The organism is Alitiscatomonas sp., from assembly GCF_037242085.1.
Lineage (GTDB): Bacteria > Bacillota > Clostridia > Lachnospirales > Lachnospiraceae > Alitiscatomonas > Alitiscatomonas aceti.
This window is the reverse complement of record NZ_JAXXBR010000054.1, coordinates 1-20107: the sequence shown is the minus strand read 5'-3', so window position 1 is coordinate 20107 and position 20107 is coordinate 1. Positions and strand designations below refer to the sequence as shown.

Here is a 20107-nt window from a genome sequence, read left to right as displayed (position 1 = left end):
TTCCCGGCGTCTGGATCTAATCCAGTGAAATCTGCAGTGATGCCAGTTCTGACTGCATCTTTATGATTTTTTGCAGCTGTGTGATGTCCGTTGCTTTTCTGCTCTGTATCTCCAGACTGTTTTTCTTGATCTTCTTCACAGTCTCGGAAAACGCTTTCTTTTGTTCCTCATTATTTAAGGATTCAGAAAGACTGGCGTGAAAAAGCGCTGCCACCTCCCTGTATTGTTCCTCGCCCCCGATGAAATGATTCAGGATCTGGGCGGGATTCATATTTCCTTTTTTATGTTCTTCAAAGACCATGGCCGCCGCCTCCTTATAGAGGCCGTCTGAAAAGTCCTCGGGGCCGATGATCCTTTCGATCTTATCAAAAAGCTCTGGCTTCTCGATGAGCCAGGTAAGCAGAAGGCGCTGGGACCTGCGGATCCCGTCCTCCTTCTCTTTTCTGGGTTTTCTCTCCCGTTCCGGATCCGAAGCCTTGATGCCCGTTCCGTACTGTCCTCCCAGGGAGGACACCAGCCGCTTTAAGTCTTCCTGGGGGATCATGTATTCCCTGGCCACGGCCTCGGTGTAAGCGTCCCGCTCCAGCTTTTCCGGAAACTCCAGAAGCTTTCTTGCGGCCGCATTATAAAAAGCCGTCTTGGATTCGGGATCCTGCATATTGTACTGGCTCCGGATCACCGAGATCTCAAACATGAAGCTTCCCACAGCGCTGTCAATGCGTTTCTGGAACTCTTCCCTTCCCAGGTTCTTCATAAATTCATCCGGGTCCTTATAGGGCTTCATATCCAGAACCTTCACTGAGATCCCTGCTTCTTTTAAAATGGGGATCGCCCGCAAAGCCGCCTTGGTCCCGGCTCCATCGCTGTCATAGGTTAAGACTGCCTGGTCCGTATACCGCTTTAAAAGGGAAGCATGCTGGGAAGTAAAGGCCGTTCCCAGAGATGCCACGGCATTGGTGAAGCCCGCCTGGTGCATGGCGATCACATCCATGTAGCCCTCGCAGACCAGCATATACCCGGCCCGGGATGTTCTTGCGAAGTTTAATCCGTACAAGTTCCGGCTCTTATCAAAAAGCTTCGTTTCCGGGGAGTTTAAATATTTAGGCTCTCCCTCTCCCATGACGCGCCCCCCGAAGCCGATGAGCCGGTTATTGACATCCAGGATCGGGAACATGACCCGGTTCCAGAACTTGTCCCTGGATCCCCGTTCTTCAATATAGAACAGTCCGGTCTCTTTCAGGATCCCGTCTCCGTAGCCCTTGGACCGCATATACCGGTACAGGTCATCCGGTGTCTTCAGGGAATAGCCCAGGCCGAAGCGGCGGATGGTCTCGTCACTTAGGCCCCGGTTTCTGAAATACTCATATCCGACCCGTCCCTGGGGCTGCTTCAGCTGGTAATAAAAATAGTTTCCTGCCAGGCGGTTGATCTCCAGGAGCGTATTCTTAAGATCCGCCTGGGCCCTGGCCTCCTTGGAATACTCCACCTCCGGCAGGGTGATCCCAGCCCGGTCTGCCAGATATTTCACCGCCTCCACAAAGGAATAGTTTTCATATTCCATTACAAAGGTAATGACGTTTCCTCCGGCTCCGCAGCCAAAGCAGTAATACATCTGCTTCCCCGGCGATACGGAAAACGAAGGGGACTTCTCATTATGGAAGGGACACAGGCCAAAATAATTGGCCCCCTTCTTTTTCAGATTGACATACTGGGAGATCACGTCCACAATGTCATTTCTCGTTCGTACTTCTTCGATCACATCATCCGGGTAATACATCCATATCCTCCAACGCCTCAGCCTTTCCAGGCCTTTGGCACAAATAATTCTTCAAAAAGGTCGATGGCAAAGCGGTCGCTCATACCGGCAATGTAGTCGCAGACCACCCGCTCCCTCGTTTCATGATTTTTTTCGATCATAATAAAATATTCCTCCGGAAGCCGGTCCACATGCTCCATATAATATTCATACAGCCTTACGATCAGCTGCTGGGCCTTCCCCTCCTCCGCCTTTGCCGCCGGATTTTTATATACGTTTTCAAACATCCACTGGCGGAGGCTCACCATGGTATCCAGCACGTCCTGGGACATGACGATCTCCGGACGGTCCAGACTGTTCATGATAATGTCATGGACCATGATGTTGAGACGCTCCTTCACAGAATTTCCCAGCACCTCCGTATACCTTCCGGGGATATCATGCTCGGTGATGATCCGTCCCCGTATGGCGTCGTCGATGTCGTGGTTGATATAAGCGATCTTATCAGAAAAGCGGACGATCTTTCCCTCCAGGGTGGACGGGTTCCCGGCTGTCCGGTGGTTCAGGATGCCGTCCCGGACCTCCTTTGTCAGGTTCAGTCCCCTTCCCTTTTTCTCCACCACCTCCACCACCCGGACGCTCTGCTTATAATGGGAAAAGCCCTCCGGACAGATCTCATTCAATATGTACTCTCCTGCATGGCCAAAGGGCGTGTGGCCCAGGTCATGGCCCAGGGCAATGGCCTCCGTCAGGCTTTCGTTCATCTTAAGGGCCCTGGCGATGGTCCTGGCGATCTGGGCGACCTCCAGAGTGTGGGTGAGCCTGGTCCGGTAATGGTCTCCTTCCGGAGCCAGGAACACCTGGGTCTTATGCTTTAAACGGCGGAACGACTTGCTGTGGAGGATCCGGTCCCGGTCCCTCTGGTAGGCCGGGCGGATATCACAGGGCTCTTCCTCCCGGTCCCGTCCCAGGGTCTCACTGCTTAAGGAGGCATAGGGACTTAAGTTTTCCCGCTCCCACTGTTCCATGGATTCTCTGATATTGATACAGACCGCCTCCTTTGCAAAGGCCGGGGCTGCAGCCGCGCAGACCTGGAGAATATTTTTGGCGATGATACTATTATATCACAAAGACTGCCATTTTAGAACACTTATTTATTAACATTCTCCTACAAAATCCGCAAATTTTCAGAAAAGATATCTAAATAATCCATAAACCGGGTTAGTTCCTTCTTTTTCGACAGGTTGAAAACCGGCAGCCGGCACAGCAGGATCACTTCCAGAACTGGAACCAGAATTTCCTTTTCTTCCCTGGCTTTTCCTTCTTTTCAGCGCCGCTTTCATATTCCTCCGCTTTCCCGGTATGAGGTTCGTTTTTCACATCCCAGGGCATCTCCTGAACCGCCCTGTGATCATGATATTTTTTTATCATTCCCTTTGTGACCGTCCTGATCACGGCATCCAGAAAGGCGGCCCGGTCCGGAATTTCAATTTCATAAGCCGTATTATCCTGCGTGTTCCACAAGATTCCTTTCGGCAGCTCCAGGGCAGCCATATAGACTGCACACTGGAGGAAATGCTCATGCCTCAGCTCCGATACAAATTTCAGCTCGTATACAGTATCCCCCTTCACTGCATCGGCAAATCCATTGGCAGAAAACAGGGGTTCTCCGCCCTCCTGGCCATAAAACCGGAGCCGGCATTCCACCTGTGCTTTTTCATCCGTATGCAGCCGTGTTTTTAAACGGGCAGTGATTCTCTCCCTCTGCTCCCTATTGACAAATGGCGCAGCCACCTGCTTCCTGTACCGTTTCTGTCTTGTTTCCAGAGAGACCAGAAACAGTATTTTCTGATCCAGCGGACTGCGCCGTTCCTCCTCTGTATACAGGCCCTTAAGCTCCGGATTCAATGCGATCCTCAGTTGTATGTCCGCGTCTATGTCATAATTCTCAAAAAATACAGCCTCCTGGTATATCCCGATACAGGGGGACAGATCAATGAGCCCGTCCGTGCTCTTTATGTCTATGGGGGACGGGTCCAAAGTTTCCAGCTTTTTCAGCTTCAGCTTTGAAAAGCAGACCTCCACATCCTCCTTATACTTAAAATCGAACATCTCACTTATGCCTGTATCTTTAAATTTCTGGTTTGTCTCCACAAATGTTGAAAGCGTTTTCTCCGAAAGCATGGCTTCTTCTGACTTCACAAAAATAATATGGTTTTTTCCTCTGCTGGCTGCAACACAGAAAATATTCCGCAGAACTGAATACGACTGCTGCGGCCTGGATATCCTCACATTCCAGTAGCTTTCTGTAAAATCAAAGATCACACATATTTTTCTCTCCAGGCCCTTGCTGCTGTCATAAGTCGTAAAGATTGCAGAATCTGCTTTCGGTTCCGTTTTTCCTGCCGAATCATGGTCTGAGATCGTAGCGTAGACCGTTGTCTTATTGAACGTATGAGGGTATGCTTCTTCTAAAGCATTCAGTGTACCGGCCATGGCCCCGGTCCTGGCTCCCAGGCATAGAATATCGCCCGGTTCCTGCTGTGCCAGGAAATCCATCACCTCCTCCTTCGTCATTTCTTCCACCCTGCAGCTTTCGTTGACGCCCCGGATCTCCTTTTTCCACACCCTTCCAAGCATGGCCGCCAGATCCTCAGAAAGCCGGAAGCACTGGGTAAACCTGAGCCTGAGGTGGTCCTCAAGAAATCCCTTCATAAACGATTCCACATCCAGGGTCGTCTTATCGTATATTTTCTGCTCCATGTCCCCGACCGCGATGATCTGCATCCCCGGCTTACGATCCTTTATCATCTGTAAGAGCTCTGCCAGCTCCTGCTCGATATCCTGGTACTCATCAATGATCAGGATATCATAGGCGCCGATGGCCGGTTTCTCCTGGATAAACCGCTGGATCAGATCAGAGATCCCTGCGGAGATCCCATTTGCCTTTAAAGCCGCGTATGCAAATCCATGATAATTTGTCACTGTGACATTTCTCTTTTGTATCTTTGCTCTTGCATCCAGCTTCAGAAGTCTGTTATACGTCAGATAAAGGACCTTTTTTGTATCAGGAAGCCGATTGCACAGCACCTGGATCGCTGTGGTCTTTCCGCTGCCGATGCATGCGTCCACTAAAATATTTTTTCCCTCCAATGCCTTGCATATAAAAAGCTCCTGCTCCTCTGACAGCTTCAGATCCAGTCGTGTATCCATATATGATCCTTTCGTATTCTTTTATATTTTTCCTTCCCTGCGCCAGCCGCCCCTTCCTGCTGCCGGCCCTCTCCCGTCTTTTCTTCACTCATCATACCATTTTCCCGACAGGATTTATATTTATTTTTTATGAATTTTCTGTTTGCCAGATCGTATGAAAATTTAGACCGGCAGGCTCTCCCTCACGCACAACGCCCCATACCCCACCCGGGGATTGGGATAGCTCTGCTCCCCAGGCAGCTTTTTCGCCCCCTTCCGCAGATACGCCTTCACCTTATCTCCATACAGGTACGGATCATTCCCCCGCACGATCCCCCACTCCATTAAAAGCGCCGCCGCTCCCGTCACAAAGGGCGCTGCAAAGGAGGTTCCCGTCACAGGGGCATAACCGCCTCCGGAACGGGCAGCGACGATCCCCACTCCCGGCGCTGCCAGATCCGGCTTCTGGATCCCGTACTGCCTCGTATCTCCCCGGCCGGAAAAGGGCGCGTACGTCATGGAGGTATCGTCATAAGCGCCCACAGAGACCGGGCGCATGGCGGTGGAGGGGATCGTCAGTGTGGTTTCCGGGGCCGGCCTTAAAAACCGGGTGGAACGGTTCAGCACGCCGCCGGACGGCAGCCAGAGATCATACCGGCCGTCCACGGTCTCCGCCGCCTTCAGGGTAATTTCCCATATTCCGCTCTCCACATACCGGCCAGCCTCTCCATTCCCCGGCGGCAGGAAATCAAAGTATATCTCCTGGGCCAGACTGAAGGGGCCCGGCTCTCCATAGTAAAGAAGCACCCTGGCCCCTCCCATGTCGATCTCATAAGGGCCCAGGCGGCTGCTGATCCGCTCCGTCACGGTCTTCCCAGGATTCGACAGGGTGATCTCAAAGGCATCCTCATAGCTTTTCCAGAGCTGCACCCCAAATCCCGCCTCATAGGGAGTCACTGAAAGCTGGATCCGTGCCTCGCTGCCGTCCAATGGCCCCCCTGGCCCGGCAGACAGCCTCCCCGATGTATGCCCCCCAGTGTCTCCTTCATTTCCCATGCCCACGACAAAGACCGTTCTCCCCATGAGGGCCAGGGAATCCATGAACCGCTCCAGAAGGCCCGTTCCATCATGGGAGCCATAGGAGTTTCCGAAGCTCACGTTCACCGCCATGGGACGTGCCAGCTCCATGGATTTTTTTACCAGAAAATCCAGCCCCTCCATCACCTGTGTGGTCCTGGGAAATCCATCCGGATCCGGCGTTCCCAGACGGACCACCACCAGATCGCTCTCATAGGCCACGCCCCGGTACCTGCCCCCGCTTTCCCTTCCATTCCCTGCGGCGATCCCGGCCACCGCCGTTCCATGTCCTCCCGGATCTGCTGACGGCACCAGAGCTCTGGCGGCCTCCCGGCTTCCGATCCCCAATGCCTCGTCGATCTCTTCTTTTGTATACACGTCCCCGGTCACCTGGTCGTTTAAAAACAAGATCCGGCTGGTGCCGTCCTCATGACGGAAGTCTCCATGGAAATAATCAATGCCGGAATCCAGGATCCCCACCAGAACTCCCCGGCCCGTAAGCCCCTCCGGCCCCTGCTGCACCAGAGTAAGACAAGAGGCTGCCTTTGCCTGGTTTATGGCAAAGAACAGCCTCTTTGGTTTTTCTGCATATTCAATTTCTTTAAGCTCAAGGATCCCTGGAACTTCTTCCTCCGGTACCGTAAGAATTCCAAAGCCGCCGGACAGCTCCTTAAGCTCCGCTTCTGGAAACTGCTCCCTGACAATTCCCGCCAGGTCTCCGCTGTACTTTACGATCAGCTCCCAGGTCCTGGTCTCCCGGTCATAGCCCACATCCAGCTCCCCAGTCTGTTTCCGTTCCTCCTCGGGCACTGACAGCGCCAGGTTCAGCAGATTTTCCGCCTTCTGGTCCTTCATATGAACGCCGCCTTATTATCCATTTCCTTATGATATGAGGCCTCCGCCCATATGGTCCGGCCCCGGATCAGGCAAAAAATGCAAACTGCTGCATTAATAGCATGAATACAGGGATCGTCACCATGCTGATCAGGGTAGTGACCGTGATCACCGTACAGGCAAATTCATAGTCACTGTCATACTGTCTGGCCATAATGCCCATCTGGGCCATGGCCGGCATGGAGGACAGCATGAAAAATACCTCTTTCATCTCCTTCGGCACCGGAACCAGATTTAAAAATACCACGCAGGCCGCAGGCACCACCACAAACCGCATGGCCAGGGCCGCGTAAAGGTCCCGTCCCAGGGTTATGGTCTTCAGATCCATATTGCGGATCACGCTGCCGATGAACACAAGGGCCAGGGGCGAGGTCACCTGGGAGATCATGGACAGTGGCTTTAATACGAAATCCGGCACCTGGATCTCAAAAAATACTGCCGCCATGCCAAGGGCCATGCCGATGATCGGCGGGGACGCCAGCTTCTTTAATCCTGCCAGTGCGCTCCCCTCTCTGGCCGCCTCTGACTTCCCATCCTTTCTCAGGAGCCAGATCCCCACGGTCCAGAACAGCAGTGTGCTGGCGATATAATAGATCACGCCGATGGAGGTGATCCCCTGGCCCCACAGAGCCTGGATCACAGGAAAGCCGATGAACACCACATTGGGAAAGCCGGAGGCTGCCACAAAGGTATATCTCCTTTTGCCGTCCACCTTTAAAAGCACCCCCATAAGCGCCGCCAGGGCCAGGCACAGAAGGATCAGTCCGAAGGTCACCGGAAGCTTTGACACCAGGGAGATCAGCGACTCCCTGGTCCCCACATCCTTATATATGTTATAAAACATATAAAACGGGATCGTAGCCTCCACAGTAAATTTGGATAAGAAATCCATTCCCTGCTTTCCAAACCACGGTTTCCCGGCAAAATAAAAGCCCGAAGCGATCAGCGCCATCAGGGCAAATACACTTTTTATCGAATCCAGTACCATGCTTTCCCCCCTAAAGACTTTATCTGCTGCGTTTCCTTCCCCTATTTCAGGAATCCATTGACGATCTGGGCTTCCGCTTCTTCTTCTGTCAGTCCCAGAGTCATCAGCTTAATGATCTGGTCTCCGGCGATCTTTCCGATGGCCGCCTCGTGGATTAGGGCCGCATCCGGATGGTTTGCCGTGATCTCCGGAAGAGAGCTGATCTTTGCTTCGTCCATGATGATCGCATCGCATTCCGTATGACCGGCACACAGGCTATTGCCCTGAAGATTGGAGTAGAAGGACTGGTGGGACTGATCCCTGGCCACAGACCGGGAAATGATGTTGGCACTGGAATTTTCCCCGTCCAGACAGACATCAAACCGGCTTTCCGCATCCTGGTGCCCATGGGTCATGAGACGCTCCTGGACCACCAGCTTGGCCCCGGCTGCCAGATGGGCCACCGTATCCCTCTTTGTGGAGTCCACGCCCTTGATCTGGACGCTCTCCATCTCCATATAGCTTCCCTCATCCATGGTGATCTCCGTCCGGGGATTCATGACCCGTTCCCCTTTTCCGTCTCCATCACCGTAATGCTTTTCCACATATTTAAGCTTCGCGTTCTTTCCCACAAAAAAACGGTGGATGCCGTCGTGGCGGGATTCCATATCGCCGCCGTTGTGGATCCCGCAGCCGGCGATGATGGTCACATCCGCATCATCTCCCACAAAAAAATCGTTGCACACCGTTTCATTTAAGCCCGTCTGGCTTAAGATCACCGGAATATGCACGCTCTCCTTTTTCGTTCCCGGCTTAATGTGTACGTCGATGCCCTTTCCGTCCTCTCTTGTGACGATATCGATGTTGGCCGTCGTATTTCTTCCAGCCATCTGGCCGTTGGCCCGGATATTATAGGCCCCCTCCGGTACCCCGTGCAGGTCGGCCACCTTTTCTAAAAGCGTCTGTAAGATCTTATCCATGTTTATGCCTCCCTCCTGTAAAACTGACATCCGGAAGGCGCAGAGGCCGTTCCCAGAATCTCCGGCAGGATCTCATCCCTGGTCCCATGCTTTAAGATAGAGCCGTCAGAGATCACCACGATCTCGTCCGCGATCTCCAGGATCCGTTCCTGGTGGGAGATGATCACGATCGAGCCATTGGTGGTCTCCCGCATTTTCTCAAACACCTGGATCAGGTTCTGGAAGCTCCAGAGATCGATACCGGCCTCCGGCTCGTCAAACACAGAAAGCTTTGTGCCCCGGGCCAGGACGGTGGCGATCTCGATCCGCTTTAATTCTCCTCCGGACAGGCTTCCATTGACCTCCCGGTTGATATAATCCTTGGCGCATAATCCCACCTCGGACAGATATTTACAAGCGTCTGCGGCAGAAAGGTCCTTTCTGGCCGCCAGGCGGATCAGATCCAGCACATGGACCCCCTTGAAGCGCACCGGCTGCTGAAGGGCAAAGCTGATCCCCAGGTTGGCTCTTTCTGTGATGGTCTTCTCTGTAATATCCTGGCCGTCAAACAGGATCTTCCCGGAGCGGGGCTTCTCGATCCCCATGATCATCTTAGCCAGGGTCGATTTTCCGCCGCCGTTGGGCCCCGTGATCACAACAAATTTATTTTCACCGACCGTCAGGCTGATATCCTTTAAAATCTCCTTTTTCCCCTGGCTTTCCGACACGCCAAAGGAAATATTCTGCAATTCTAACATAATTCCTCCAGATTGTATGTTTCCGTATTTTTACACGCCTGTTTATTATAAACCATTTTCCAAGGAAATACTATCCCATATGGAAAATTTTGCAGACGTAAGAAGGAAGCCTGCCTGCGGAGTCTCTGTCTGCTGCAGGACGCCTTCCCCATGACGCAAAAACGCCCCGGGAATCTCCCGGAGCGTCCTTATTATTCTTCCTGTTACTGGGCTGCTGTGATCATATTTACAACATCTGCCATAGCGCCTGCATCCGACATAGTGCAGCTGGTGGCTAAGATCACCATAAAGCTCTCCTGCTTTCTGCAGTAGAAAGAGGTCTGGTTCTGTTTGCCCTTCTTATTTGTTCTGGTGATGGAGACCCTGGAATAGTTCTGGCCGCCTACGGTAACGGTCTCAACGGCACCCACCTGGCCAGTCTTGCCCTTTTCAGCGTTTCCTAACTGTGCTGCGAATGTGGCCGCATCCATCTCCGGCATCTTTGCCATATTGGCGTAGTAGATCTCCAGCTCACCAAAATCTGTGCTCATGGAGAAATCATAGGTCACCTTGGGATTTCCAATGGTGCCGTAAATATCGTCGGAGAACAGCTCCTCTGCTTCAACCTCTGTATTGGTGGAGCCGATCACCTGGGGAATGCGGATATTGGACCATGTGTTTGTAAACACGCCGCCGCTTAATTTTCCCTTGGGTGCTGTGGGAACAGGGGCTACCCAGCTTCCATCCTCATTGAAGGAATAGGATACGCCGTCGATCACTCTTGTCTGGTTTGCTACCATAAGACCCGTCTCCGGATCTGTGTAGAACCATACCTCATTTCCGCGGCCGTCTCCGCCCTCTGCCTTGATCCAGCCCTTTACGGTATTTCCCTTTCCATCGTAATACACCCAGTTGGAGCCCTGCTCGGTCCAGCCGTATAACATGGATTCCGTATCTGCGGCTCCCTCTGTGGTCTCCGCCGGAGCAGAATTCCGGATGCTTCCGTCCTCTTCCACAACCACTGCGTCTGCAAATGCAGAGATCACGTTCATGCTCCCCAGGGCTGCCGTTGCTGCTGTCAGTAATAATACCTTTCTTAATTTCATATAAACCTCACTCCTGATTTTTATTTTCATTTCTGTTCTGATTATACTAGAAGTTTCCGGATAACGCAAGCCGGAACCAGTGGAAATACTAGGTTTTAAAGGAATCTTAAGAATCCTTACCCTTTCTTTTCATTTTTTCAGTTCTCTTGAAAACCGGCGTCTCTATCCGCTATAATATCTTTATAAAAAACAAGGAGATGATCGTATGGAATTTACCACCACCACTGATTATGACATGAAGACTCTGACCGCCATGGCCAGAGCCCTGCGGAAAACCGTAAGGAAAAAGAGGAGCCGCCGCGCCCATATCTTTGGATGGATCGTGGTCCTTCTGGGAACATTCCTTCTCCTTCCTCCGGCGGGCAGCTCCTTTTCCATTAATGGAAGGACGCTCCTTACACTGTCGGCTGTCCTCGCCATCCTCTTAACCTTTTTCTTTGAGGACAGGCTCAACGGCTATTTCGCCAGAAAGCGGCTGCTTCCCGGTACAGAATCAGCCGTCTCCGTCTTTAAGGAGGACTCCTACCATACGGAAACCAGAAGCGGGCAGACAGACTGGCCCTATGACCGGATTGCAGCCATTGCTGAGCTTCCGGACTATTTTATCCTGATACTGGGAGAAAACCATGCCCAGGCCTACGACAAGGCCAGACTAAAAGGCGGGATGCCGGAGGAATTTTCCCGTTTTCTCGAAGCCAGGACCGGACTTTCCATTGTCCGGATCTCCTAATACAAAAACAGCCTCCCTTTCTGGGAGGCTGTTTCCGTTCTCTGTTCGTGCAGGAGGAGGGACTTGAACCCTCATGGTATTGCTACCACACGGACCTGAACCGTGCGCGTCTGCCAATTCCGCCACTTCTGCATTTCCTTTTCTGCCGTTTTTCTCACTCGGCACGTATTATTTTACACATTTTTTTCAAAATGTCAAGCTTTTTTCTTTTCTTTTTTTTACTTTTTTTGCCAGTACAAGTACGCATAAATTCATCCGCCTCCAGCAGGTCCCTTTTCTGCTCCGAGCGGATCCTCAGAAGACGTTTTTGTATAAAGGTCCACTCTGTCCAGAATACAAAAAACCTGCTCCCTTCTGGAAACAGGTTTCTTTGTCAGTGCAGGAGGAGGGACTTGAACCCTCATGGTATTGCTACCACACGGACCTGAACCGTGCGCGTCTGCCAATTCCGCCACTTCTGCATTTCTTCTCTGCCGCTTTGTTTATATCTCTCAGCGACATGTTGAATTATATTATAAAACTGTCATTTTGTCAACAACTTTTTCAAAAAAATATTTTTTAAAAAAATTCAAAAAAGTACTTGCCAAATCCTTCAGGCTGTGGTATATTATAACACGTCGGTGAGAGCTGAACAACAAAAGCTCAGAACGATACGCGGAAGTGTCGGAACTGGCAGACGAGCAAGACTAAGGATCTTGTGGTGGTTACATCGTGTGGGTTCAAGTCCCATCTTCCGCATAAAGCCTGGATTCGTAAGAGTCCAGGCTTTTTGTTTTTCAGATCCGCTCCCGCTCCGCAGCATACCTTCAAACAAAAATCAGCCTGGCAGGAAGCGTGTTTTGACGCATGCCCAGCCAGTCTTTTCATTTCCCTCTTTTAAAAAGTCACACTTCTCCACACCATCTCCCCGGCCTTTACCGTAAGCACTGGTTCATAGATCAGATCCCCCTCCCGGAATTCCGCATCTTTATTGGAAAACGGCCGGTCGCCGAATACATTCCGCCTCCGGCAGGGCCGGAATACAGCGATATCCGCCTGTTTTCCAGGCCTCAGACTCCCAATCTGGTCCGAAAGCCCCAGGTTGACTGCGTTTTTCCAGGCCGCAATATGGATCAGCGTCCCAAAAGGGATCCCGAGGCAGCTGTATTTGGAGAGCTGCATGGCCAGATTAAAGGCCGTCGGCCTGAGATGCATGCTGAGCCTGGTGATATCAGTTCCCAGAAAATCTGGATAAAATCCCTCTCCGATGGCCGGCTCCGCTACCTCGAAGGAAAAGTGGGCCCGGGCATCCGCCGCCTCAAACAGGATCCCCTTTTCCCGCGCCGCCTTTACGGCGTCCGAGACGGCGCCTCGATCCAGGATCGTTGGTCCGGTGTTCTGATACATATGGGTAACGATATCCCCAGGCCGGAGGACAGAAAGAACTTCTTCTATCGGTGCCGGCGGGTCCGTAATATGGACCATCAAAGGAACCCCCGTCAGCTCCGCAATCTCCACCGCCCGCTTTAAAGGATCCATTCCCAGATCTCCCACGATATTCCGGCTGATCCGGATCTTAAGTCCCGCAAGCTCATTCCCGTACCGCCGGAACAGCTCCCGGATCCCCTCCGCGTCCATATGGTGCGGATCCACATCCTCCATGGCCTCCGGAAGGCTGGAAAGCCCCCCGGTGCTCACATGGATGTAAGGGCAGACAGCCAGCTTGGACGCACGGATCCAGGGCCGGTATCGTTCATAGGTCCCGCAGCCCGTGCTCCCGGCATCCACAGCCGTTGTGACTCCAGAACCAAAGCAGGCGGCCTCTCCAGAGATCCCTATGGACGCCATGGGATAGATATGGGTATGGTGGTCCACCAGTCCCGGAGTCACATAACAGCCTGTCGCATCGATCTCGCTGACCGCCCGGTCGCAGATCCCCGGCTCTGCCTTCCGGATCCTGCTTCCTTCGGCCAGGATATCCGCCTGGACCATGGTCCCGTCCTCCGCGTTCACGACCGTTCCATTTCTGATCAGCAGTGTATCCATCTTCTTCTCCTCTCTCAGGCTGCCCTTATCTCTGGTAAACGCCCCGTTCCAGGACCTTTCTCAGGGATTCTGCCCGTTCTTCCAGAAAGGCTGGCCATTTTCCCTCATCCACAAAAGGCCGGTAATCATTCCGATCCTCCGAGATCCTTTCCAGCATATCTGAATGGGATGGATGGCTGGGTGTGCAGATGTCCACATGGATGGACTTCATCTCCTCGCAGCCCCGGAAAAAATCCTCCTGGAGAGACAGGGGAAGGCGGACCTTCTGAAGATAGTCCGTATTCATGGTATTGATCCCTACGCCTCCGTGCATGCCCCATACCACCGTTTTTCCCTCCTCGTCCTTCATTTCTACAAAAAACGAAGTGGTTCCCGGCGTGTGGCCAGCAGACAGTCTGGTGCGGATGACCACATCCCCCATGACAATGGGCGTTTCATCCTCATAAAAGCAGTCTGTTTCATAAGGAACGATGGCAAATCCCGTGTCGCTCATATCCGCCTCCGGGCGGTGACGCCATTCCTCATCCTCTCTGGACAGCCATACCTTTGCTCCCGTCAGCTCCTTTAAGGCCCTGGCCGCCCCGTCGTGGTCCATATGGGCATGGGTCAGAAAAATATGCTTCAGATCCTTTGGATCAAAGCCCAGGCGGTGGATGGAATCGATCAGAAGATACAGATCCTCCATCACTGTCGTATCGATCAGCGCCAGCCCCTCGCTGGTCTGGATCAGAAAGCTCCCTACCCAGGTATTCCCCACATACCAGACCCTCGGAGCCACCCGGAACGGCTCGATGGCCACCTTCCAGGGCATGGTCCTGGCATTATTTACAGTATCCATTGGCGTTACCTTTACTTCTTTACTCATGATCGTTATCATTCCTTTCTTTTCCCGGCCGGCAGCGCCGGCCGGACATTCGTTCATTATATTTTACGCCAGTCCAAGGGCCACGCAGATCAGAACTCCGATGGTATTAAATGCCAGGCAGAACAGTACAGAAAACTTCACCTGCTTGATGATATCCACCTCTGCCAGCTCGCAGGCCAGGTTCGCCGCAGCCACCAGCGGGGAACATGGATTCAGATAGGAAATATTCATACACGTTAACACCTGGTAGCCAGTCAGGCCGCAGCCTGCTCCAATACCCAGAAGCAGCGGGTTCATGCTCTGGAAGGCCTGATATGGGATGAAGATCTCCAGCGGCAGGATCAGGATCGCGTATAAAACATGCGTCCATCTTGCCATGGATTCCGGAACGATGCCAAGGACAGCATCCACCATAGCCGTTACCATTCCCGTTCCGTTCAGGATCCCGACCATGATTCCGATCCCCAAAAACAGGATCGCCGGAGCCAGCATGGTAGCCGAATGCTTGCGGATGATCTGGCTCTGCTCCTTCTGGGTATGGTAGTTGAGCAGCAGCGCTGCACATGAGAATACCATGAACAGCACATATGTTTTCACGCCGGTCATGAACATAAAGCAGGCCAGAGAGCCAAGAAACAGCGCAAAATTAGCCCAGAAAAACTTTGGACGTGCCAGAGGATTATCCGAAAAATCCACCTTCTGGCTTCCGCCTCCATTTTCAAAGCTCTTTCTCAGCAGAGCGATCTCAGAGGCATTCTTTTTAGAATAGTAATAGCCAAAGCCCAGAGAGGTGACCACAGCGAGCCCCAGCATGATCGCCACCACCGGATAGAGGCTGGAAGCCATGACCACCGGGTCAATAGACGGATCAAAAACCGTCATTTTCGCCGGCTGTCCCCAGGCCATGGCCGTCATGGGCGCTGCCGCCAGGGATACCAGGAGCACCAGGCTCCGCCGGTCTATATTGAGTCGTTTATAAAGCGGGGCCAGAGCCGGAATTGCGATCAGGTATGTGGTATTGTAGGCGCCGTCCAGATGGCCGATGAAAGCCACAAGGACCGTTACCACCATAACAATGTAAATATTCCCCCTGGTGATCCCCACCAGACGGTTTACCATAATATCAAACATCCCCGTCTCGGACAGCACACTGAAGTACAGGACCGCAAAGATACAGAGAAGGACTGAATTGAAGGTTCCCGTAACTCCTTCGGCAGCAAAATTCAAAACCTCAGGGAGGGAAAAACCGCAGAAAAGTCCGGCGATCACAGGTACGACCACAAAGGGTACCATGAGATGCATTTTTTTGCTCAGCGCCAGATATGAGGACACCGCAAACATAATAAGGCCAATTACAGCAATCATGACATTTCTCCTTTTGTTTTTGCATAATCACTGCTTCCTCTCTCCCCCGGGTACATGCATTGTGAAAGTGCACAGTTTTTATGCTTTTTCGTTTTTGTTTATGTGCAGATTATCTCATATTTCTCAGGCTTTGTGAAACATATATAATTCATAATAGTATCAATTCTATTGATACCACAGGCTTTTTCCTGTATAATAAATGTATTCAGATCTTCTCCCGGCAGAAAGGAACGCTATGACTCTTTTACAAATGCAATATTTTATGGAGGTCTGCCGCTGCGGCAGTACCCTAAAGGCCGCCCAGGCGGCAAACGTTTCCCAATCCACCATTTCCATGGCCATACGGGCTCTGGAAAAAGAGCTTTCTATCCCGCTGTTTGACCGGAGCTCCAAAGGACTTGCCCCCAACGCCGCCGGATCCTTTTTTCTGGATCAATGCAGCGGGATCCTGAAAAAGACCGAACGGCTGGCAGAGGAGATGAAGCAATTCCTCTCCATCAGCCGTCCTCTCCGTCTGGGCATTCCAGTGGTGCTCAACGAATTTTACTGGCTGGATCTTTACTTTGAGCTAAAAAAGCAGTTTCCCGATCTGGAATTTCAGACGACCAACCGTACGGTTCCGCTCCTTCTGTCTATGCTGCGCGATTCCTCCCTGGACGCGGTCCTGGCCATGCGCGATGCGCCGGATCCCGATCTGAGGAGCCTGAAGCTGCATACCAGCTGCCACAGATACGTCACCATGTCCCGCTGCCATCCCCTGGCAGAAAAAGGCCTGGTTTCCTATGAGGAGCTGACCTCCTGCCCTGTCATCGGATACGCCGGTGACGATCTGAATACCCAGCTTCTGAAGAGCGTTTATAAAAAACGCGGAAAGGAATTTTCCTATGCCTTCCATGTGGACCAGTTTTCCAGCCTGCTCCGGCTTTTAAAACACAACGCCGGGATCGCATTTCTGAATAAAAATCTTCCCAGCAGCGATCCGGAGCTGGTGAGCCTTCCGATCCAGGAGGAACAGGGAAATTTTACCATCTGGCTCCTATGGACCCCGGAGAGCCCCATCGAGCGGATGCCCCAAAGCTTTTTCCGTGTCTGGACACATTTTTTTGAAGAAATACAGGATTAAAAAAAGCCGCTTCCTGATCCGGTCTCACCGGAAAAGGAAACGGCGTATTTCTTTTTCTTATTAAGCCAGCTTGCTCTTTGCAAGCTCTGCTAACTTTGCAAATCCTTCTGCATCGTTGATGGCCATATCGGATAATACCTTACGGTTCATAACAACGCCGGCCTGCTTTAAGCCATACATGAATTTGCTGTAGGAAAGGCCATTGATACGGGCAGCAGCGTTGATACGGGCGATCCACAGCTGTCTGAACTGTCTCTTTCTCTCTTTTCTTCCTGCATAGGAGCTGGTTAAAGCTCTCATTACGGACTGCTTTGCTACTCTATACTGTTTGGAACGTGCGCCTCTGTAACCCTTGGCTAACTTCAGCACTCTGTTATGTTTCTTCTTGGCATTTAAGCCGCCTTTAATTCTTGCCATTGCTTATTTTCCTCCTTCTTAATCCCGAATCTATTATAAGTACGGTAAAATCTTCTTCATTACCTTGCTGTTTGTGCTGTCAGTAACGATGTCTTTTCTAAGATTTCTTTTCCGCTTTGTAGATTTCTTAGTTAAGATATGGGATTTGTAAGCTTTATTTCTTACTAACAGACCTGTTCCGGACTTTTTGAAACGCTTTGCAGCTGCTCTGCTTGTTTTCATTTTAGGCATTGTAAATTCCTCCTTAAAATTATCCCTATTTTTTTGCAGTTAAAAACATTACCAGGCTTCTTCCCTCTACCTTGGAAGGCTTGTCAACGACTGCGATATCAGCAAGTTTCTCGGCAAAATCATCCAGGATGTATCTGGTCTGATTCATATGGGCCATCTCACGTCCGCGGAACCGGAGCGTAACCTTGACCTTATTGCCTTTTTCGATGAATTTTCTTGCGGAACCAACCTTCGTGTTAAGGTCATTGGTATCGATATTAGGAGAAAGACGGACTTCTTTCACTTCGATGACCTTCTGCTTCTTTTTCGCTTCTTTTTCCCTACGGATCATCTCATACTTATATTTGCCGTAATCAATGATCTTGCACACCGGCGGCTTTGCTGTCGGCGCGATCTTCACCAGATCAAGCTCTGCATCTCTGGCCATCTTATAGGCATCCTTTGCAGACATGATCCCAAGCTGCTCTCCATTTTCACCAATCAGACGAACTTCCTTATCACGAATCTGTTCGTTAATCATTAACTCGCTAATAGCCGTGCACCTCCATACTCATTTTAATATCGACAAAATAGAAAAGAAAAAGCAGATAGTAAACTATCCGCTCATTAACTGCATCGGTTCTGCATGCTGCTGCATGATTATGAAACCAATTCTGTATGAACCCGGGTCACTTGCTCGTGCCAGGGTGAGGCGGATACCTGCTTTCCTGTGGGCTGCTTTCACAACCTATGTAACTATACTATATTTCCAATGCGTTGTCAACTACTTTTCCAAAAAACAAACGGCGTTTTTATCACCAGGAACAGGGAAGAGGCCCCTTTATGGACTTTTCTTTGCCATAAAAGGGCCTCTTCCGCCTGTTTTACCAGTTCCAGACCTTCAACATTACTGAATCCAGGCGCCATCCTCTCCAACATAAAAGCCGTCCGGCGTCCTTGCATCGGTCATCATAGCTCCAGGCGTGCCGCCGTCCTGATCTGTGCAGAAATAATACCATTTCCCGCCAATCTCGTGCCAGCCTGTATACATATGGCCCCGGAAGCCGTCATACTCTGTATGCAGATAGTACCAGTGATCCTCCCACTGGAACCAGCCGTCTTCCATCCAGCCGTCTTCATCGAAGTAATACCAGTCTGAACGTCCATTGTAGGTCAGGTACTCCCACTGTCCGTGTGGATACGTACCATCACTGTAACGGATCCACCAGCCGTTCAGATTCCAGGCTCCCTGAGCATCTCGATAGCCTCCGGCTGCCGCAATGGCTTCACTGGTGTAGTAGTGGCCATGTTCAGATCCAATGGCATATCCTCTGGAGTAGAAGCCGTAAATGTTTCCATCAATTTTCAGATATTCTCTCGAGGGAATATACCCATTTTGTTCTGTGAACTGGTTTCCTTCCAGGACCCACTCCCCAGTCTTTCCCGCCGCATTGACAACCTGGCCCTTTTGAGCCTCGATGGGTTTTCTGGAGCTGCCGCTGCCATTTTCTTCTGACGCGTCATCGTCATCATCATCTTCTTTGGATCCGCCGCTGCTATACTCCTTCCAGAGGGCAGTAAAGGTTACGTCCTTCTCCGGCATGGTAAAGCTTCCGGTAGTCTCCGTTACGTCCGTACTGGTCCAGCCCGTGAATACATGGCCAGTCCACGTCGGTATCGCAGCCGAGATAGTCTGGGTGGTTCCGCTTAAGATATTCTCAGCCTTCGCAGGCATCCTCTGCGCTGCGCCCTTGGCTTCTCCATCAGAGTAGGTGATAGAATACTTTGTCTCCGTATCATCCGGCTCACCGTCTCCGTTTGCGTCCACCTTCCAGGTGGCGGTAAAGGTTACGTTAGCCTCCGGCATCGTAAAGCTTCCATTGCTTACCGTTACATCACTGGTAGTCCAGCCGTCAAATACATGACCTACCCACGTTGGTTCTGTTGTCAGGAGGGTCTGAGTAGTTCCACTTAAGATGTCTGTCTCATTCTGCGGCATATTCTGCGCATTTCCGTTCGCTTCACCATCAGAGTAGGTGATGGAATACTTTGTTTCCGCATCATCCGGCTCGCCGTCTCCGTTTGCATCCTCTTTCCAAGTGGCTGTAAAGGTTACGTTAGCCTCCGGCATTATAAAGCTTCCGCTGGTTGCCTGTACTTCATTGCTGGTCCAGCCTGCAAATACATAGCCTGTCCAGGTCGGTACCGCAGTCGAGATAGTCTGAGTGGTTCCGCTTAAGATATTCTCAGCCTTCGCAGGCATTCCCTGCGCTGCGCCCTTGGCTTCTCCATCAGAGTAGGTGATAGAATACTTTGTTTCCGTATCATCCGGCTCACCGTCTCCATTTGCATCCTCTTTCCAGGTGGCGGTAAAGGTTACGTTCTCCTCCGGCATCGTAAAGCTTCCGGCAGTCTCCGTTACGTCTGTACTGGTCCAGCCCGTGAATACGTAGCCTGTCCAGGTCGGTACCGCAGCGGAGATAGTCTGAGTGGTTCCGCTTAAGATGTTTTCAGCCTTCGCAGGCATTCCCTGCGCTGCTCCCTTTGCTTCACCATCGGAGTAAGTGATGGAATACTTTGTCTCCGTATCGTCCGGCTCGCCGTCTCCATTTGCGTCCACTTTCCAGGTGGCAGTAAAGGTTACGTTAGCCTCCGGCATGATAAAGTTCCCGGTGGTTGCCTGT

At 51.5% G+C, this 20107-nt stretch carries 17 protein-coding genes and 3 tRNA genes; 3 read left to right on the top strand and 17 right to left on the bottom strand.

Annotation, left to right across the window (positions count from 1 at the left end; translation table 11 throughout):
• Positions 1 to 16: 16 nt before the first annotated feature.
• The 8 genes from dnaG to WIH05_RS03855 form a co-directional block, all read right to left on the bottom strand.
• Positions 17 to 1777, bottom strand: a complete 1761-nt coding sequence (gene dnaG / locus WIH05_RS03890; protein ID WP_262426899.1) for a DNA primase — start codon at positions 1775 to 1777, stop codon at positions 17 to 19.
• 17 nt (positions 1778 to 1794) lie between these two features.
• On the bottom strand, positions 1795 to 2802 hold the full coding sequence (locus WIH05_RS03885; RefSeq protein WP_158357527.1) for a deoxyguanosinetriphosphate triphosphohydrolase: 1008 nt from the start codon (positions 2800 to 2802) through the stop codon (positions 1795 to 1797).
• 226 nt (positions 2803 to 3028) lie between these two features.
• Complete coding sequence (locus tag WIH05_RS03880) at positions 3029 to 4969, bottom strand: AAA family ATPase (RefSeq protein WP_337425005.1); 1941 nt, start codon at positions 4967 to 4969, stop codon at positions 3029 to 3031.
• 162 nt (positions 4970 to 5131) lie between these two features.
• The gene (locus WIH05_RS03875) at positions 5132 to 6880 is read right to left on the bottom strand and encodes a S8 family peptidase (RefSeq protein ID WP_337425004.1); all 1749 of its coding nucleotides are present in this window, start codon (positions 6878 to 6880) and stop codon (positions 5132 to 5134) included.
• Positions 6881 to 6947: 67 nt separating this feature from the next.
• Positions 6948 to 7907 carry an AEC family transporter gene (locus WIH05_RS03870; RefSeq protein ID WP_022274019.1) on the bottom strand — a complete coding sequence of 320 codons (960 nt, stop codon included), beginning with the start codon at positions 7905 to 7907 and terminating at the stop codon, positions 6948 to 6950.
• 41 nt (positions 7908 to 7948) lie between these two features.
• Positions 7949 to 8866: a SufD family Fe-S cluster assembly protein gene (locus tag WIH05_RS03865; RefSeq protein WP_262426905.1), complete on the bottom strand. Its 918-nt coding sequence runs from the start codon at positions 8864 to 8866 to the stop codon at positions 7949 to 7951.
• A gap of 2 nt (positions 8867 to 8868) precedes the next feature.
• On the bottom strand, positions 8869 to 9603 hold the full coding sequence (locus WIH05_RS03860; RefSeq protein ID WP_215655277.1) for an ATP-binding cassette domain-containing protein: 735 nt from the start codon (positions 9601 to 9603) through the stop codon (positions 8869 to 8871).
• 203 nt (positions 9604 to 9806) lie between these two features.
• Entirely contained in the window at positions 9807 to 10688 is an 882-nt protein-coding gene (locus WIH05_RS03855; RefSeq protein ID WP_022274016.1) for a hypothetical protein, read from the bottom strand.
• A gap of 205 nt (positions 10689 to 10893) precedes the next feature.
• Between WIH05_RS03855 and WIH05_RS03850 the strand changes: the two genes are divergently transcribed.
• Entirely contained in the window at positions 10894 to 11418 is a 525-nt protein-coding gene (locus WIH05_RS03850) for a YcxB family protein (protein ID WP_158357623.1), read from the top strand.
• A gap of 48 nt (positions 11419 to 11466) precedes the next feature.
• Here WIH05_RS03850 and WIH05_RS03845 read toward each other — a convergent pair.
• Together WIH05_RS03845 and WIH05_RS03840 are read right to left on the bottom strand one after the other, a co-directional pair.
• A tRNA-Leu gene (locus WIH05_RS03845) sits at positions 11467 to 11550 on the bottom strand.
• Positions 11551 to 11795: 245 nt separating this feature from the next.
• Positions 11796 to 11879: transfer RNA gene (locus tag WIH05_RS03840), tRNA-Leu, on the bottom strand.
• 193 nt (positions 11880 to 12072) lie between these two features.
• On the opposite strand from WIH05_RS03840, the gene WIH05_RS03835 reads away from it, so the two are divergent.
• Positions 12073 to 12156, top strand: a tRNA-Leu gene (locus WIH05_RS03835).
• Positions 12157 to 12294: 138 nt separating this feature from the next.
• On the opposite strand, the gene WIH05_RS03830 is transcribed toward WIH05_RS03835, so the two are convergent.
• From WIH05_RS03830 to WIH05_RS03820, 3 genes are all read right to left on the bottom strand, one after another.
• Positions 12295 to 13443, bottom strand: a complete 1149-nt coding sequence (locus WIH05_RS03830) for an amidohydrolase family protein (protein ID WP_337425003.1) — start codon at positions 13441 to 13443, stop codon at positions 12295 to 12297.
• 25 nt (positions 13444 to 13468) lie between these two features.
• Positions 13469 to 14308 carry an MBL fold metallo-hydrolase gene (locus WIH05_RS03825; protein ID WP_337425002.1) on the bottom strand — a complete coding sequence of 280 codons (840 nt, stop codon included), beginning with the start codon at positions 14306 to 14308 and terminating at the stop codon, positions 13469 to 13471.
• 63 nt (positions 14309 to 14371) lie between these two features.
• Complete coding sequence (locus WIH05_RS03820; RefSeq protein WP_337425001.1) at positions 14372 to 15673, bottom strand: SLC13 family permease; 1302 nt, start codon at positions 15671 to 15673, stop codon at positions 14372 to 14374.
• A 235-nt stretch (positions 15674 to 15908) separates the two neighbouring features.
• On the opposite strand from WIH05_RS03820, the gene WIH05_RS03815 reads away from it, so the two are divergent.
• Positions 15909 to 16796 carry a LysR family transcriptional regulator gene (locus tag WIH05_RS03815; RefSeq protein ID WP_337425000.1) on the top strand — a complete coding sequence of 296 codons (888 nt, stop codon included), beginning with the start codon at positions 15909 to 15911 and terminating at the stop codon, positions 16794 to 16796.
• A 60-nt stretch (positions 16797 to 16856) separates the two neighbouring features.
• Here WIH05_RS03815 and rplT read toward each other — a convergent pair whose 3' ends face one another.
• The 4 genes from rplT to WIH05_RS03795 form a co-directional block, all read right to left on the bottom strand.
• On the bottom strand, positions 16857 to 17213 hold the full coding sequence (rplT, locus tag WIH05_RS03810) for a 50S ribosomal protein L20 (protein WP_022272785.1): 357 nt from the start codon (positions 17211 to 17213) through the stop codon (positions 16857 to 16859).
• A gap of 33 nt (positions 17214 to 17246) precedes the next feature.
• Positions 17247 to 17444, bottom strand: coding sequence for a 50S ribosomal protein L35 (gene rpmI, locus WIH05_RS03805; RefSeq protein WP_022272784.1), 198 nt, complete (start codon positions 17442 to 17444; stop codon positions 17247 to 17249).
• 25 nt (positions 17445 to 17469) lie between these two features.
• Positions 17470 to 17964: a translation initiation factor IF-3 gene (gene infC, locus WIH05_RS03800; RefSeq protein WP_022272783.1), complete on the bottom strand. Its 495-nt coding sequence runs from the start codon at positions 17962 to 17964 to the stop codon at positions 17470 to 17472.
• 366 nt (positions 17965 to 18330) lie between these two features.
• Positions 18331 to 20107 (bottom strand): InlB B-repeat-containing protein (locus WIH05_RS03795; protein ID WP_337424999.1); only part of this gene is annotated, 1777 nt, incomplete at its 5' end.

Coding starts and splice junctions, on each gene's coding strand:
- dnaG (WP_262426899.1), bottom strand. CDS start 1,777: ATGTATTACCCGGATGATGTGATCGAAGAAGTACGAACGAGAAATGAC.
- rplT (WP_022272785.1), bottom strand. CDS start 17,213: ATGGCAAGAATTAAAGGCGGCTTAAATGCCAAGAAGAAACATAACAGA.
- WIH05_RS03875 (WP_337425004.1), bottom strand. CDS start 6,880: ATGAAGGACCAGAAGGCGGAAAATCTGCTGAACCTGGCGCTGTCAGTG.
- WIH05_RS03870 (WP_022274019.1), bottom strand. CDS start 7,907: ATGGTACTGGATTCGATAAAAAGTGTATTTGCCCTGATGGCGCTGATC.
- WIH05_RS03855 (WP_022274016.1), bottom strand. CDS start 10,688: ATGAAATTAAGAAAGGTATTATTACTGACAGCAGCAACGGCAGCCCTG.
- WIH05_RS03830 (WP_337425003.1), bottom strand. CDS start 13,443: ATGGATACACTGCTGATCAGAAATGGAACGGTCGTGAACGCGGAGGAC.
- WIH05_RS03865 (WP_262426905.1), bottom strand. CDS start 8,866: ATGGATAAGATCTTACAGACGCTTTTAGAAAAGGTGGCCGACCTGCAC.
- rpmI (WP_022272784.1), bottom strand. CDS start 17,444: ATGCCTAAAATGAAAACAAGCAGAGCAGCTGCAAAGCGTTTCAAAAAG.
- WIH05_RS03820 (WP_337425001.1), bottom strand. CDS start 15,673: ATGATTGCTGTAATTGGCCTTATTATGTTTGCGGTGTCCTCATATCTG.
- WIH05_RS03860 (WP_215655277.1), bottom strand. CDS start 9,603: ATGTTAGAATTGCAGAATATTTCCTTTGGCGTGTCGGAAAGCCAGGGG.
- WIH05_RS03815 (WP_337425000.1), top strand. CDS start 15,909: ATGACTCTTTTACAAATGCAATATTTTATGGAGGTCTGCCGCTGCGGC.
- WIH05_RS03850 (WP_158357623.1), top strand. CDS start 10,894: ATGGAATTTACCACCACCACTGATTATGACATGAAGACTCTGACCGCC.
- WIH05_RS03825 (WP_337425002.1), bottom strand. CDS start 14,308: ATGAGTAAAGAAGTAAAGGTAACGCCAATGGATACTGTAAATAATGCC.
- WIH05_RS03880 (WP_337425005.1), bottom strand. CDS start 4,969: ATGGATACACGACTGGATCTGAAGCTGTCAGAGGAGCAGGAGCTTTTT.
- infC (WP_022272783.1), bottom strand. CDS start 17,964: ATGATTAACGAACAGATTCGTGATAAGGAAGTTCGTCTGATTGGTGAA.